The sequence below is a fragment of the Streptomyces sp. R-07 genome (assembly GCF_049913175.1).
Classification (GTDB): Bacteria; Actinomycetota; Actinomycetes; order Streptomycetales; family Streptomycetaceae; genus Streptomyces.
The window spans coordinates 2,952,949-2,967,645 of sequence record NZ_CP183978.1 but is presented as its reverse complement, the minus strand read 5'-3'; the positions used below and the strand labels follow the sequence as shown (position 1 = coordinate 2,967,645).

At 71.4% G+C, this 14,697-nt stretch carries 13 protein-coding genes and 1 other RNA gene; 12 read left to right on the top strand and 2 right to left on the bottom strand.

What is annotated here, in order from left to right; all coding sequences use genetic code 11:
- Positions 1-51: 51 nt before the first annotated feature.
- The 3 genes from ACN9M0_RS13400 (at position 52) to ACN9M0_RS13390 (ending at position 3,832) form a co-directional block, all read left to right on the top strand.
- On the top strand, positions 52-1,290 hold the full coding sequence (locus tag ACN9M0_RS13400; RefSeq protein WP_366036611.1) for a serine/threonine-protein kinase: 1,239 nt from the start codon (positions 52-54) through the stop codon (positions 1,288-1,290).
- A gap of 48 nt (positions 1,291-1,338) precedes the next feature.
- On the top strand, positions 1,339-2,442 hold the full coding sequence (gene prfB, locus ACN9M0_RS13395) for a peptide chain release factor 2 (protein ID WP_366036612.1): 1,104 nt from the start codon (positions 1,339-1,341) through the stop codon (positions 2,440-2,442).
- 394 nt (positions 2,443-2,836) lie between these two features.
- The gene (locus ACN9M0_RS13390) at positions 2,837-3,832 is read left to right on the top strand and encodes an LPXTG cell wall anchor domain-containing protein (protein ID WP_426403647.1); all 996 of its coding nucleotides are present in this window, start codon (positions 2,837-2,839) and stop codon (positions 3,830-3,832) included.
- Between the two features lie 102 nt (positions 3,833-3,934).
- On the opposite strand, the gene ACN9M0_RS13385 is transcribed toward ACN9M0_RS13390, so the two are convergent.
- Positions 3,935-4,117 (bottom strand): hypothetical protein, encoded by a 183-nt coding sequence (locus ACN9M0_RS13385; RefSeq protein WP_041129480.1) that lies wholly within the window; start codon positions 4,115-4,117, stop codon positions 3,935-3,937.
- Positions 4,118-4,352: 235 nt separating this feature from the next.
- Here ACN9M0_RS13385 and ftsE point away from each other — a divergent pair, with 235 nt between their 5' ends.
- The 6 genes from ftsE to ACN9M0_RS13355 all read left to right on the top strand — a co-directional run bounded on the left by ftsE (position 4,353) and on the right by ACN9M0_RS13355 (position 9,566).
- The gene (gene ftsE / locus ACN9M0_RS13380) at positions 4,353-5,042 is read left to right on the top strand and encodes a cell division ATP-binding protein FtsE (RefSeq protein WP_030692056.1); all 690 of its coding nucleotides are present in this window, start codon (positions 4,353-4,355) and stop codon (positions 5,040-5,042) included.
- A 21-nt stretch (positions 5,043-5,063) separates the two neighbouring features.
- Positions 5,064-5,981 (top strand): permease-like cell division protein FtsX, encoded by a 918-nt coding sequence (gene ftsX, locus ACN9M0_RS13375; RefSeq protein ID WP_366036614.1) that lies wholly within the window; start codon positions 5,064-5,066, stop codon positions 5,979-5,981.
- A gap of 78 nt (positions 5,982-6,059) precedes the next feature.
- Positions 6,060-7,244, top strand: coding sequence for a S41 family peptidase (locus tag ACN9M0_RS13370; RefSeq protein ID WP_366036615.1), 1,185 nt, complete (start codon positions 6,060-6,062; stop codon positions 7,242-7,244).
- A gap of 18 nt (positions 7,245-7,262) precedes the next feature.
- The gene (smpB, locus tag ACN9M0_RS13365) at positions 7,263-7,805 is read left to right on the top strand and encodes an SsrA-binding protein SmpB (RefSeq protein ID WP_366036616.1); all 543 of its coding nucleotides are present in this window, start codon (positions 7,263-7,265) and stop codon (positions 7,803-7,805) included.
- 96 nt (positions 7,806-7,901) lie between these two features.
- Positions 7,902-8,295: a transfer-messenger RNA gene (gene ssrA / locus ACN9M0_RS13360) on the top strand.
- A 188-nt stretch (positions 8,296-8,483) separates the two neighbouring features.
- Positions 8,484-9,566, top strand: coding sequence for a hypothetical protein (locus ACN9M0_RS13355; protein ID WP_366036617.1), 1,083 nt, complete (start codon positions 8,484-8,486; stop codon positions 9,564-9,566).
- A 4-nt stretch (positions 9,567-9,570) separates the two neighbouring features.
- Here the strand turns inward: ACN9M0_RS13355 and ACN9M0_RS13350 are convergent, their stop codons facing one another.
- Positions 9,571-10,929: an MFS transporter gene (locus ACN9M0_RS13350; protein ID WP_399699250.1), complete on the bottom strand. Its 1,359-nt coding sequence runs from the start codon at positions 10,927-10,929 to the stop codon at positions 9,571-9,573.
- An 83-nt stretch (positions 10,930-11,012) separates the two neighbouring features.
- Here ACN9M0_RS13350 and ACN9M0_RS13345 point away from each other — a divergent pair, with 83 nt between their 5' ends.
- From ACN9M0_RS13345 to ACN9M0_RS13335, 3 genes are all read left to right on the top strand, one after another.
- The gene (locus tag ACN9M0_RS13345; protein WP_426405301.1) at positions 11,013-11,975 is read left to right on the top strand and encodes a LysR family transcriptional regulator; all 963 of its coding nucleotides are present in this window, start codon (positions 11,013-11,015) and stop codon (positions 11,973-11,975) included.
- A gap of 134 nt (positions 11,976-12,109) precedes the next feature.
- The gene (locus ACN9M0_RS13340) at positions 12,110-13,465 is read left to right on the top strand and encodes a nitrate/nitrite transporter (protein ID WP_366036619.1); all 1,356 of its coding nucleotides are present in this window, start codon (positions 12,110-12,112) and stop codon (positions 13,463-13,465) included.
- An 84-nt stretch (positions 13,466-13,549) separates the two neighbouring features.
- A complete protein-coding gene (locus ACN9M0_RS13335) occupies positions 13,550-14,686 on the top strand; it encodes a uroporphyrinogen-III synthase (RefSeq protein ID WP_366036620.1) in 1,137 nt (378 codons plus the stop codon).
- The last annotated feature ends 11 nt before the right edge of the window (positions 14,687-14,697 follow it).

Sequence of the window (14,697 nt, the reverse complement as noted above, 5' to 3'; positions counted from 1 at the left end):
GGCTGTGGACGCGTAGCTTTGTCGAGAACCGCAGCCGCTGAGGGAGCAGTCTTGGCACGGAACATCGGCAGCCGCTACACCGCCCACCAGATCCTCGGACGGGGCAGCGCCGGAACGGTGTGGCTCGGCGAGGGACCCGAGGGGCCCGTCGCCGTCAAACTGCTGCGCGAGGACCTGGCCTCCGACCAGGAGCTCGTCGGCCGCTTCGTCCAGGAGCGGACCGCGCTGCTCGGCCTCGACCACCCCCGGGTCGTCAAGGTCCGCGACCTCGTCGTCGACGGCAACGACCTCGCCCTCGTCATGGACCTCGTCCGCGGCACCGACCTGCGCACCCGGCTCGACCGGGAGCGGCGGCTCGCCCCCGAGGCCGCCGTCGCGATCGTCACCGACGTCGCCGAGGCCCTCGCCGCCGCGCACGCCGCCGGGGTCGTCCACCGGGACGTCAAGCCCGAGAACATCCTGCTCGACATGGAGGGGCCGCTCGGGCCGGGCGGCTCGCACCCCGCCCTCCTCACCGACTTCGGCGTCGCCAAGCTGATCGACACCCCCGGCCGCACCAAGGCCACCCGCATCATCGGCACCCCCGACTACCTCGCCCCCGAGATCGTCGAGGGCCTCCCGCCGCGCGCCGCCGTCGACATCTACGCCCTCGCGACCGTCCTGTACGAGCTGCTCGCCGGCTTCACCCCGTTCGGCGGCGGCCACCCCGGCGCGGTCCTGCGCCGCCACGTCACCGAGACCGTCGTCCCGCTGCCCGGCATCCCCGAGGAGCTGTGGCAGACCATCGTCCAGTGCCTCGCCAAGGCCCCCGCCTCCCGGCTTCGCGCCTCCGAGCTCGCCGCCCGCCTCAAGGACGTCCTGCCGCTGCTCAAGGGCATCCCGCCGCTGGACGTCGACGAGCCCGACGCGGAGCCGGCCCCGGAGCCGTACGAGGAGGACACGTACGCCACCGGTACGGGCGCGGGTGAGCCCGGCCCGCGCCGCGCCGCCGTCCCGCTCGTCCCCGGCGCCTCCGCCGACTCCAACCGCGACACCCACACCTCCATGCGGGTCCCGGCCCCCGACGAGCTCTCCGGCGGCCCCCTCGGCACCGCCCGCGCCCCGCGCCCGGCCGGCGCCCGCCGCCCCGGCTCGGCCCGCCACAAGGCGGGCGCGGTCCGCAAGAGACGGATCACCCTCGCCGTCGCGGCGGTCGTCGTCGCGGGCGCGCTCGGCGCCGGCGGCTACCTGGCGGCGTCCGGCGACGGGGAGGCCCCGCCGCAGGACTCCAAGCAGTCGTCCCAGCCGTAGCTCCCGCCACAGGTTCGGCTCCAGGCCCGGAGCCGTTACGCTGGACGCGTGGCAGTCGTCGATGTATCCGAAGAGCTGAAGTCCCTCTCCTCGACCATGGGGTCGATCGAGGCCGTCCTGGACCTCGAGAAGCTGAGGGCCGACATCGCCGTGCTCGAAGAGCAGGCCGCGGCCCCGTCCCTGTGGGACGACCCGGAGGCGGCGCAGAAGATCACGAGCAAGCTTTCGCACCTCCAGGCCGAGGTCCGCAAGGCCGAGACCCTGCGCGGCCGGATCGACGACCTCGCGGTGCTCTTCGAGCTCGCCGAGGAGATGGACGACCAGGACACCCTCGCCGAGGCCGAGACGGAGCTGACCTCCGTCCGCAAGGCCCTCGACGAGATGGAGGTCCGCACCCTCCTCTCCGGCGAGTACGACGAGCGCGAGGCGCTGGTCAACATCCGCGCCGAGGCCGGCGGCGTCGACGCCTCCGACTTCGCCGAGCGGCTCCAGCGCATGTACCTGCGCTGGGCGGAGCGGCACGGCTACGCGACGGAGATCTACGAGACCTCGTACGCGGAAGAGGCGGGCATCAAGTCCACCACCTTCGTCGTCAAGGCCCCGTACGCCTACGGCACGCTCTCCGTCGAGCAGGGCACCCACCGGCTCGTCCGCATCTCGCCCTTCGACAACCAGGGACGTCGCCAGACCTCCTTCGCCGGTGTCGAGATCCTGCCGGTCGTCGAGTCCTCCGACCACGTCGAGATCGACGAGTCCGAGCTGCGCGTGGACGTCTACCGCGCCTCGGGCCCCGGTGGCCAGGGCGTCAACACGACCGACTCGGCCGTGCGCATCACGCACCTCCCGACCGGCATCGTCGTCTCCTGCCAGAACGAGCGCTCCCAGATCCAGAACAAGGCGAGCGCCATGAACGTCCTCCAGGCCAAGCTCCTGGAGCGCCAGCGCCAGGAGGAGCGGGCCAGGATGGACGCCCTCAAGGACAGCGGCAGCTCCTGGGGCAACCAGATGCGTTCGTACGTGCTCCACCCGTACCAGATGGTCAAGGACCTCCGTACGGAGTTCGAGGTCGGCAACCCGCAGTCCGTCCTGGACGGCGAGATCGACGGCTTCCTGGAGGCGGGCATCCGCTGGCGCAAGCAGCAGGACAAGTAGTCCCCTCCGTCGCACTCGGTCGTACGAGCCCGGGCCCCGCACCTTTCGGTGCGGGGCCCGGCGCCGTTTCCGGAGCCTCCCTCGCATTCGCTGACGCAAGCGGAAGCGAGGCCGTCGGGACGCTTTGTCGACAAGGGAACTGCCGCCGCCGGGCCCGGAGTTCCGGGTTTACGTCACAGTTGCATCGTCGCATGTCGGTCACCTGGTGATCTTTCGGGCATCGCACGCGCAACGACCTTGACGCTTCATCGGAAACTCGGAAGGGTGGCGTACTGGCATGCGCTTTCCTGGGACGCGTGTGAACGGGGGCCGGTCCAGCAGTGACACCGCCCCTGCTGCGCGAGGCCCCGAGCGCTGCCCCATGACGAGATGAGCTACTGGGGGTAGCAGCCAGATGACCAACAAGACGCGCGTCCGCCTGGTGCGGGTCGCGGCCAGCGCCGTGATCATCGCCGGTGCGTCCCTGACGGCGGCCGGTGCCGCGCAGGCCGTCGGCGGATTCGGAACCGACTCGCAGCAGAGCGTGGACGTGGGCCTCGGCATCCAGTCCGACGGCGACACCGACGGCAACACGATCCTCGGCGGCATCTCCGGTTCGACGGGGACCACGGGCGAGGACACGGGCACGACGGGCACCACCGGTACCGACGGTTCGACGGGTACCACCGGCACCGACGGTTCGACCGGTACGGACGGTTCGACGGGCACCACGGGTACCGACGGTTCGACCGGTACCACCGGTACCGACGGTTCGACCGGTACCACCGGTACCGACGGTTCGACCGGTTCGACCGGTACGGACGGTTCGACGGGCACCACGGGTACGGACGGCTCGACGGGCACCACGGGTACCGACGGTTCGACCGGGTCGACCGGTACGGACGGTTCGACGGGCACCACGGGCACCACGGGCACGACCGGCACCACCGGCACCACCGGCACCACCGGTACGGACGGCTCGACGGGCACCACGGGTACGACCGGCACCACGGGTACCACGGGCAGCACCGGTAACACCGGTGAGCAGTCCGGCAGCAACGGGAACAACGGAAACGGGAACGGCTCCGCCACCAGCGGTTCGTCCTCGTCCTCCTCCTCCACCACCGGCGGCTCCACCACCACGACCGGTGGCGGCTCGTCCACCGACGGTGGCGCCGGCACCTGCACCGTCGACCTCGACGGCGCCGAGTGCGTGGACACCCCGAACAACACCGACACCGACCAGGCCGGCTCGCAGCCCGTCCAGCAGGGTCAGGCGAAGGAGGAGCTCGCCGAGACCGGTGCGGCCGAGACCTCGTTCCTGATCATCGGTGCCGCCACCATGATCGCCGGCGGCATCGGCTTCCGTATGCTGCCGCGTCTCGTCGGCGGCGGTCGCGCCGCCGTCTGACGCACCCGCGCAGACGCGTAGACGCATGACGAAGGGCCGGGGAGTTCGCTCCCCGGCCCTTTCGCGTGGTTCCGGCTCGTGTCGGCTCCGCGCGCCCGCCGGTCAGGCCGCCTGGACCGCGGCGAGCAGCGCGATGGCCGCCAGCAGGGCGATCGCCAGCGTCAGCAGCATCGCGGGGGACAGCCCCTGAGGGGTCAGACGCTCCCGGTTGGCGCGGCAGACGGGGCAGCGGCCCTCGGCGACCGGGGCCGCGCAGTTGGCGCACACCAGTCGGTCGTAGGTCATGCGCTCTCCTCCTCCCGCACTGGGGTACACACCAGGACAACGTCCGGTGGGATCCGGACGTTCCCCCTACCACTGTGCCAGCTCCGCGGCGTTTCGGCGCGCCCCGCCGGATTGCCCGCCTTCGGCCCGGAAGGGCGAAAAGGATAAACGGTGCAAGCCGGGACCGCGACTGCGCGGGCCATCTCCGGTCGCGTAAGGTCACGCACACCTACTCCCGGCCGACCGTGGTGCATCCGTGATCCGATTCGACAACGTCTCCAAGTCCTATCCGAAGCAGAGCCGCCCCGCGCTCCGGGATGTCTCCCTGGAGATCGAGAAGGGGGAGTTCGTCTTCCTCGTCGGTTCCTCCGGCTCCGGAAAGTCGACTTTCCTGCGACTGCTCCTCCGTGAGGAGCGCGCCAGCCAAGGCCAGGTGCACGTCCTCGGCAAGGATCTGGCCCGGCTCTCCAACTGGAAGGTGCCGCAGATGCGGCGCCAGCTCGGGACCGTCTTCCAGGACTTCCGCCTGCTGCCCAACAAGACCGTCGCCGAGAACGTGGCCTTCGCCCAGGAGGTCATCGGCAAGCCGCGCGGCGAGATCCGCAAGGCCGTGCCGCAGGTGCTCGACCTGGTCGGACTCGGCGGCAAGGAGGACCGGATGCCGGGCGAGCTCTCCGGCGGTGAGCAGCAGCGCGTCGCCATCGCCCGGGCCTTCGTCAACCGGCCGATGCTGCTGATCGCCGACGAGCCCACCGGCAACCTCGACCCGCAGACCTCCGTCGGCATCATGAAGCTGCTCGACCGGATCAACAGGACAGGGACCACCGTCGTCATGGCGACCCACGACCAGAACATCGTCGACCAGATGCGCAAGCGCGTCATCGAGCTCGAAAAGGGCCGCCTCGTCCGCGACCAGGCGCGCGGCGTCTACGGCTACCAGCACTGACGGCGGGGGATCCAGAACACCATGCGCGCTCAGTTCGTGCTCTCCGAGATCGGTGTCGGTCTCCGGCGCAATCTCACGATGACCTTCGCCGTCATCGTGTCCGTGGCCCTTTCGCTCGCCCTCTTCGGCGGCGCGCTGCTCATGCGCGAGCAGGTCAGCACGATGAAGGACTACTGGTACGACAAGGTCAACGTCTCCATCTTCCTCTGCAACAAGGCCGACGCGGCCACGGCGGCCAAGTGCGCCAAGGGCGCGGTCACCAAGGAGCAGCGGGAGCAGATCGAGGCCGATCTGAAGAAGATGGACATCGTCGAGTCCGTGGAGACGGAGACGGCCGACGAGGCTTTCAATCACTACAAGGAGCAGTACGGCGACACCGCCATCGCCTCCGTGGTGACGCCGGATCAGATGCAGGAGTCGCTCCGGGTCAAGCTCAAGGACCCGGAGAAGTACAAGGTCGTCGCCACGGCCTTCGCCGGCCGCGACGGCGTCGAATCGGTCCAGGACCAGCGGAACATCCTGCAGAACCTCTTCGACCTGATGAACGGCATGAACATCGCGGCCCTCGGCGTCATGGGTCTGATGCTGGTCATCGCGCTGATGCTGATCGTCAACACCGTCCGCGTCTCGGCCTTCAGTCGCCGCCGCGAGACCGGCATCATGCGGCTCGTCGGCGCGTCCAGCTTCTACATCCAGATGCCGTTCATCATGGAGGCCGCGTTCGCCGGACTCCTCGGCGGCGGCGTCGCCTGTGTGCTGCTGCTCGTCGGCCGGTACTTCCTGATCGACCACGGCATCGCGCTCGCCGAGAAGATGCAGCTGGTCAACTTCATCGGCTGGGACGCCGTCCTCGCCAAGCTGCCGCTGGTGATCGCCATCGGACTGCTCATGCCCGCCGTGGCCGCCTTCATCGCGCTGCGCAAGTACCTGAAGGTGTGAGAAGACACCTCTGACGGCCGATGGCGCCGTACGGGCAAAGCCCGTGCGGCGCCATCGCCTTGTCCTAGAGTGGGCGCCATGCCGGCCGGCACCGACGATCTCTGTATCCGGCCCCGCGGAGTGCTCCGTGGGGCCGTTCTGACGTTGGTCTTCACCGGCGTCCTCGCCACCGCCGCAGCCACCGGCTCGCTGCCCCGGCAGGAGTCCGCCGTGAAGGCCGCGGGCGCGACCGGGGGCGAGGGGCAGGCCGCTGACCGTGCGACCGTCGACAGCGCCGCTCTCGCGCAGGCCGCCGCCGCGGCCATGGCCGACGGGAAGTCGGGCAAGAAGGCCGCCGAGGAGTTCGTCAGCCGCAGCGGCGACCGCTGGGGCGCGGTGTACGACAAGAAGGAGTACGCCGAGTTCGAGCAGGCCCTCGACGGCGCCTATACCGGGGTCGGTCTCTCCGCGGGCCGCGCCGGTGCGGACGGGGTCCGGGTGACGCGGGTGCAGTCCGGGGGGCCCGCCGAGCGCGCCGGCCTGCGGACCGGCGACCGGATCGTCTCCGTCGACGGACGCCCGGTCGACGGGCTCTCCGTCTCCGAGGTCGTCTCCCTGCTGCGCGGCGACGGCGTGGCCGGCTCGGCCGTCGCCCTCCGGGTCGAGCGCGGGCGCGCCACCTGGACACAGACCCTGCGCAGGGCCCGGCTCGCGACGGACCCGGTCACCGTCCGCCGCCTCGACGACGGCGCCGTACTGATCCGGGTCGCCGCCTTCACCAAGGGCGCGGGCACGCGCGTGCGTGACGCCGTACGGGCCGCCCCGGCCGGCGCCGGAGTCCTCCTGGACCTGCGGGGCAACTCGGGCGGCCTGGTCGCCGAGGCCGCCGTCGCCGCCTCCGCCTTCCTCGACGGCGGGCTCGTCGCCACGTACGACGTGGAGGGCGAGGAGCGGGCCGTGTACGCGGAGGGCGGCGGCGACACCGGCAGACCGCTGGTCGCGCTGATCGACGGGGGCACCATGAGCGCGGCCGAGCTGCTCACCGGCGCGCTCCAGGACCGGGGCCGGGCGGTCACCGTCGGCTCGCGGACCTTCGGCAAGGGGTCGGTCCAGATGCCGAGCGCCCTGCCCGACGGCTCCGTCGCCGAGCTGACCGTCGGCCACTACCGCACCCCCGCAGGGCACGCCGTCGACGGCCGGGGCATCACGCCGGACCTGGCGGCGGGGGATCGGGCCGAGGAGCGGGCGAGAACGGTATTGAGTGGCCTCGGAGGGGGCTCGTAGTGCGAAAATGACCGCACTATGGCAAAGGGACTCGTGAACGTGCAGGGCAAGCCTGCGAAGAAGACATCGGACAAGGCGCCGGAGCGCAAGCTCATCGCGCAGAACAAGAAGGCGCGGCACGACTACCACATCATCGACACCTACGAGTGCGGTGTGGTGCTCATGGGCACCGAGGTGAAGTCGCTGCGCATGGGGCGGGCGTCGCTGGTCGACGGCTTCGTCCAGATCGACAACCACGAGGCGTGGCTGCACAACATCCACGTCCCGGAGTACATGCAGGGCAGCTGGACCAACCACTCCGCGAAGCGGAAGCGCAAGCTGCTGCTGCACCGCGCCGAGATCGACAAGCTGGAGTCGAAGGCGCAGGAGACGGGTCACACGATCGTGCCCCTCGCTCTGTACTTCCTGGGCGGCCGGGTGAAGTGCGAGATCGCGCTCGCCAAGGGCAAGAAGGAGTACGACAAGCGCCAGACCCTGCGGGAGAAGCAGGACACGCGGGAGACGAACCGGGCCATCGCGGCGGCGAAGCGGAAGCAGCGGGCGGCGGCGCAGGGCTCCTAGCGCCTCGCGCCGTTAATACGCTGGCAACCGCACCCGTCGGTCACGTACGATGGGACCTGCACCCCACAGAGGGTGCGACCTTTGAAAAAACAACATGGGGATGATCGGTTTCGACAGCGGATGTCGAAGCAGTGGGAAGCGTGTCGAGGAAGCGGCAATGATCTCGTAAACCATATGTCGCAACCAATAATCGCCAACACCAAGAGCGATAACTCCCGCTTCGCCCTCGCTGCCTAATTTTAGGTAACGAACAGAAGCCTCTGTGAGGAGCGTCAGCCCGGGGGTGGTCCCGACCCGGATCCTGGCGTCATTTAGGGATCTAAACCTCTAGCCCCGGTCACGGGGGTTGGAGGGAAATCAAACAGTGGCTGAGCCCGTTCCGGACTTGTCTGGGTGATCCGGAGGGCTGAGAAAGTCGCACCAGACTGCACACGGAGAAGCCCTGATTCTGCACCGTTGGACGCGGGTTCGATTCCCGCCATCTCCACCGAGCGCCCGAGGGGGTACACCCCGCTCGGACACCTCATCCCATGTGGGCACAGGCCCGGTGGTCGTTCGCGACCGCCGGGCCTTTGTCATGCCCGGCGGCGCATGTGTGGCCGCCCTCTTGTCGACTTGGTCTGTACCTGCCACTCTGCCGGGGCCGCCCCTCACGCCACGGCACTCCCGGAGGTACGTATGCGTCACAGACCCCTCGCGGTCCTGCTCATGCTCCTCGCCCTCCTCGTCCCCGCCACCCTGCCCGCCGGAGCCGCCGCCCCCGCGCCCGTGCAGGTCTACGGCACCTGGCACTGCGGGGACGACTACTGCACCTGGTCCACCGTCCGTGACGTCGCCGAGTTCGACGCCAAGAACCACTGGCTGATCGACCGCGGCGACGGACGCCCCTCGGTCAACCTGGTCGTCCTCAGCTTCGTCGAGCCGCTCAAGCTGCTGCACCGCACCACCGACGCGACCACCGCGAACGGCGTCCCCGTCGGCATGAGCCGCGAGATCGTCCAGTACTTCACCTCGCGCGGGATCCGCGTGATGCTCTCCATCGGAGGGATCACCTACACCGACGCGTGGGACGCGGCCCTCGCCGAGAACGCCACGCAGCTGGGGCTCAACGCGGCCGCCGTCGCCGCCGACCTCGGCGTCGGCATCGAGATCGACTACGAGCAGAACACCGCCCCGAACCTCACCGGGCTCCAGGCCTTCATCGACGCCTACCGGTCCGTCCACCCCTACGACGCCTCCGGTACGCGGCCGGCCGCGCGGCTCACCATCGACACCGCCGCCGGCGACCGCTGGCTCATCGACCTCAACCGGAAGGCCACCGCCGACTGGCTGCGCACCGACAACCCGGTGCTCGACTACGCCAACGCGATGGTGACCGCACGCCCCACCTCGGCGAGCTCGCACATCGCGAACTGGCAGGAGCACCTCGACGGCAAGTCCCAGTTCTCGCCGCCGGTCGCCCCGCTCGCCCCGGCCAAGCTCACGGCGGGGCTGTACCTCGCCTACGGACGCAGTCCGCTGCCCGAGTGCACCGACTTCGCGAACTCGCTCCAGAAGGAGACCGGCGACTGGGTGCGGAACGCGGCGCCGAACGGAGCCGGGACCACGCCGGGGCTGCTCGGCTACATGTTCTGGGCCGCCGAGAAGCCGTCCACGCGCGGTCTCGGCACCCAGGAGCCCAACGGCTGCGCGGGCGGTGCCGGGGCCGGTGCCACCGCGTACGGGGTGCAGGTGCCGATGGCGCCGCTGCGGCAGGGTTAGAGGGTTAGGACCCCTCCGGTGCACGGCGGCCCACCCCGGTCGCCGTGCACAGGGCCAGGGCCAGCGCCGCCGCCGTCACCGGGATCAGGAAGCCGAACGACGCGAAGGGCGCGTGGTCGGCGGCCCAGCCGCCGGTGGCCGAGCCGGCCGCGATGCCGGCCAGGAGCGCGGTCACGGCGAGGGTCATGCCCTCGTTGAGCTGGGCCGCGGGGGTGAGGCGCTGGACCAGGCCCATGCCCGTCACCATCGTCGGGGCCGTGGCCATGCCCGCCACCAGGAGGCCCGCCGCCAGCGCGGGCAGCGCGCCCGTCGAGGCGCCGAGCAGCGGCATCGCCATCAGGACCGTCATCGCGGCCAGACACGTGCGCAGGCGGGCGGTGCGCCGGGCGCGGCCGTAGAGGAGGCCCGCCCCGCAGGAGCCGGCGGCCTGGAGGGCGAGGACCGGTCCCGCGACCGGGCCGTCCACGAACGCGAGGGCGACCACCTCCATGGAGCCGAAGACCGCTCCCGTGGCGAGGAAGACCGCGAGCAGCGGCGCCATGCCGGGGGCCCGCAGCGGCGAGCCCGCCGCCGTGCGGGGGGCGACCGGGGGCTCCGTGGAGCGCTGGGCCGCGAAGACCAGGACGCCGGAGAGGAAGAGGAGGCCCGCGGTGAGCGTGCCGGCCTCGGGGAAGAGCGCCGAGCAGAGGACCGCGGCGAGCACGGGGCCGAGCATGTAGCAGAGCTCGTCCGCGGCCTGCTCGAAGGCGTTCGCGGTGTGCAGCGCGCCCGGGTCGTCCCGGAAGAGATACGCCCAGCGGGCCCGGGACATGCCGCCCGTGTTCGGGGTGGTGGCGGTGACGGCGGTCGTCACGAAGAGCGCCCAGACGGGAGCCCTCTCGTGGACGCAGAGCAGCAGGACCAGATGGCCCAGGACCGCGTAGGCGGTCGCCGGGACCGCGATCCGGGCCTGGCCGTACCGGTCGACGAGCCGGGCGATCAGCGGGCCGGTGACGGAGCCGACGGCGAGCCCGGTGGCGGTGACGGCGCCGGCCAGGGCGTAGGAGCCGTACGCCCCCGCGATCATGATCACGGCGCTGACGCCGAACATGCCCATCGGCAGCCGGGCGATCAGGTTCCCGGCGGTGAAGGCCCGGGTGCCGGGGCGGGAGAAGAGGCGGAGGTAGGGGTTGGTGGGGGTTGTGGGGTGTGGAGGGCTGGGGAGGATGGGGAGGTTGGCGGGGTTGGCGGGGTTCTGCGGGGGCCTGGGCCTCTCGGGTCTCCAGGGCCTCTCGGGCCTCTCGGGGAGGGGCGTCGCCCGGTCGCGGTAGCGGGGGGCGAGGGCCGGGCCCGCCGGGGTGAGGGTGAGGTCCGGTTGCGGCATGGAACCAGGGTCTGTTGGCATGACCCTGCCGGTCCAACACCTGATCGGTGGCCATTCACGCGCCCGTGTTGTTAAATGCGGCGATGGCCTCCTCGTACGACATCGACCCCCGCCTGCTGCGCGCCTTCACCGCCGTCGCCGAGGAACTCCACTTCACCCGCGCCGCCTCACGCCTCTACGTCGCCCAGCAGGCCCTCAGCCGCGACATCCGTCGCCTGGAGCGGGAGTTGGGCGCCGAGCTGTTCGTGCGGACCACCCGGCAGGTCGCCCTCACCGCCGACGGCGAGCGCCTCCTCCCGTACGCCCGCCGGGTGTTGGCCGCCCACGACGAACTCGGCGAAGCCTTCCGCGCCGCCCCCCGGCCTCTCCTCGTCGACCTCAACAGCCCCGACCTCGTCCAGGGACGCGTCCTCCTCCGGGCCCGCGAACTCGCCCCGGAACAAGAGTTGATGGCCCGCTACGAGAGCGGACTCACCGGCGCCGCGCAGTCCATCCTCGCCGGCCGCATCGACACCTCCTTCGGCCGGTACGGAGGACTCGACGCCCGGCTCAGGGCGGGGCTCGACGCGCAGTTCGTCCGGTACGAACCGATGGCCGTGATCCTCCGCGAGGACCATCCGCTCGCCGGCCTGCCCGAGGTGCCGCTCGCCCGTCTCGCCGGGGAGCGGATCTACGCCGGGGCCGGAAACGACCGCACACCCGAGTGGACCGACCTCGCCGCCCGCCTCTTCGCCGGCCGGGACATCGAGATCGCCCCGCCCGCGCCGCTGGCCATCGGCCGCGAGGAGTTCCGGCGGCTCATGGCCAAGCACCGCAACCCGGTCCTCGCCGTCGTCGACTTCCCGCCCCTGCCGGACTGCGTCATCCGCCCGCTCGTCGACCCCGTGCCCCTCTCACCCGTGAGCCTCGTGTGGCGCAAGGGACTCCGTCACGCCGGCCTGGACGCCCTGCGCCGGGCCGCGGCGGAGCTCGGCGCCCGGGAGGGCTGGCTCACCCGGCCGCCCGGCGCCTGGCTGCCGGAAGGCGAACCGGGACTGCCCGCATGAGAGGGGGCGCTCACACAGGGCTCGTACGCCGGGTGAGAGCAAGGTTCCGTCACCGTCACCTCACGGCACCGGCCTGAAACGCGCCCTTCCTAGCGTTCGGAGGCATCAGGGATCCGACTCCGTGGAGGTGCGCGATGGGTAGCCGCTGGATCGAACGCTGGGAACCGGAGGACGAGACCTTCTGGCGTGAGAAGGGAGAGCGGATCGCACGACGCAACCTGCTCTTCTCCGTCCTCTCCGAACACATCGGCTTCTCGATCTGGAGCCTCTGGTCGGTCATGGTCCTCTTCATGGGCCCCCAGTACGGGGTCGACCCCGCCGGCAAGTTCTTCCTCATCGGCACCGCCACCTTCGTCGGCGCGCTGATCCGGATCCCGTACACCTTCGCCGTCGCCCGCTTCGGCGGCCGCAACTGGACGATCTTCAGCGCCCTGCTGCTCCTGATCCCCACCGGCTTCGCCTTCGCGGTGATGGAGCCCGGCACCTCGTACACCACCTTCGTCCTGGTGGCCGCCCTCACCGGCGTCGGAGGCGGCAACTTCGCCTCCTCCATGACCAACATCAACGCCTTCTTCCCGCTCCGGAAGAAAGGCTGGGCACTCGGCCTCAACGCGGGCGGCGGCAACATCGGCGTCCCCGTCGTCCAGCTCGTCGGCCTCCTCGTCATCGGCACCGCCGGCGCCGTGCACCCGAGGATCGTGCTCGGCGTCTACCTGCCCCTGATCGTCGTCGCCGCAGTCTGCGCCGCGCTCTTCATGGACAACCTCGCCCCCGTGAAGAACGACACCGGCGCCGCGAAGGAAGCCGTCCGGGCCCGCCACACCTGGATCATGGCCTTCCTCTACATCGGCACCTTCGGCTCCTTCATCGGCTACAGCTTCGCCTTCGGCCTCGTCCTCCAGACCCAGTTCGGCCGCACCCCGCTCCAGGCCGCGTCCCTCACCTTCATCGGCCCGCTGCTCGGCTCCCTCATCCGGCCCGTCGGCGGCTCCCTCGCCGACCGGCACGGCGGCGCCCGCATCACCCTCGGGACCTTCGCCGCGATGGCCGTCGCGACCTCCGTGGTGATCTACGCCTCCGTCACCGAGTCGCTCACCGTCTTCCTCGTCGGTTTCATCGGCCTCTTCGTCCTCAGCGGCCTCGGCAACGGCTCCACGTACAAGATGATCCCGGCGATCTTCCTCGCCCAGGGGCACCGCAAGGGCCTCGTGGGCGAGCCCGCCGAGGCCTACGGGCGACGGCTCTCCGGGGCCTCCATGGGCCTCATCGGCGCCGTCGGCGCACTCGGCGGCCTCGGCATCAACCTCGCCTTCCGCCAGTCCTTCCAGACCGCCGGCACCGGCACCGCCGCCTTCGTCGCCTTCCTCGCCTTCTACGCGGCCTGCATGGTCGTCACCTGGGCGGTATACCTTCGGACCCCTGCCACCGTCCCCGAGACCGCCGAGGCGGTCACCGAGCCGGAGCCCCGGTCCGGTTACGCGAAGGTGTGATGCCCGATGCCCGGCGCGGACCGTAACGACCAGGAAATACGGGCGAACCCGGACTGTCACGCGGTCCCGTCAGGCTCGGGCCCCATGGACGAGCAAGAACACGGCCCCCTCGCCGGCTTCACCGTCGGCGTCACCGCGGCACGACGAGCCGACGAGCTGATCGCGCTGCTGCGCCGGCGCGGCGCCGCCGTCGTCCACGGCCCCGCCCTGCGGATCGTGCCGCTCGCCGACGACACCGAACTCCTCGCCGCCACCAAGGAGCTCATCGGCCACGCCCCCGACGTCGTCGTCGCCACCACGGCGATCGGCTTCCGGGGCTGGGTCGAAGCCGCCGAGGGCTGGGGGTACGGGGAGGAGCTCCTCGCGGTCCTGCGGGACGTCGAGCTCCTCGCCCGCGGCCCCAAGGTCAAGGGAGCCGTACGGGCCGCCGGACTCACCGAGTCCTGGTCGCCCTCCTCCGAATCCATGGCCGAGGTCCTCGACCGGCTCCTCGCCGAGGGCGTCGACGGCCGGCGGATCGCGCTCCAGCTCCACGGCGAACCGCTCCCGGGGTTCGTCGAGGCCCTGACGGCGGGCGGGGCGGAGGTCGTCGGCGTACCCGTCTACCGCTGGATGCCCCCCGAGGACCTCGGCCCGCTCGACCGGCTCCTCGACGCGACCCTCTCCCGCGGCCTCGACGCGGTGACCTTCACCAGCGCGCCGGCCGCCGCCTCGTTGTTCTCCCGGGCGGAGGAGAGGGGCGTACGGGACGAACTCCTCGCCGCACTCCGGCACGACGTGCTCGCGGTGTGCGTGGGGCCCGTCACGGCGCTGCCGCTCCAGGCCGAGGGCATCGACACGTACCAGCCCGAGCGCTTCCGGCTCGGCCCCCTCGTCCAGCTGCTCTGCCGCGAACTCCCCGGCCGCGCCCGGGTCCTGCCCGTCGCCGGCCACCGCGTGGAGGTCCGCGGGCACGCCGTCCTCGTCGACGGCGGCCTGCGCCCCGTCCCGCCCGCCGGGATGGCCCTCCTCGGCCTCCTCGCCCGCCGGCCCGGCTGGGTCGTCTCCCGCGCCGACCTCCTCCGGGCGCTGCCGGGCGCGGGACGCGACGAACACGCCGTCGAGACGGCGATGGCCCGGCTCCGTACGGCCCTCGGCACGCCGAAGCTGATCCAGACGGTGGTGAAGCGGGGGTACCGGCTGGCGCTGGACCCTTCGGCGGACGACAAGTACGCCGAGTAGCGCGCGCGGCG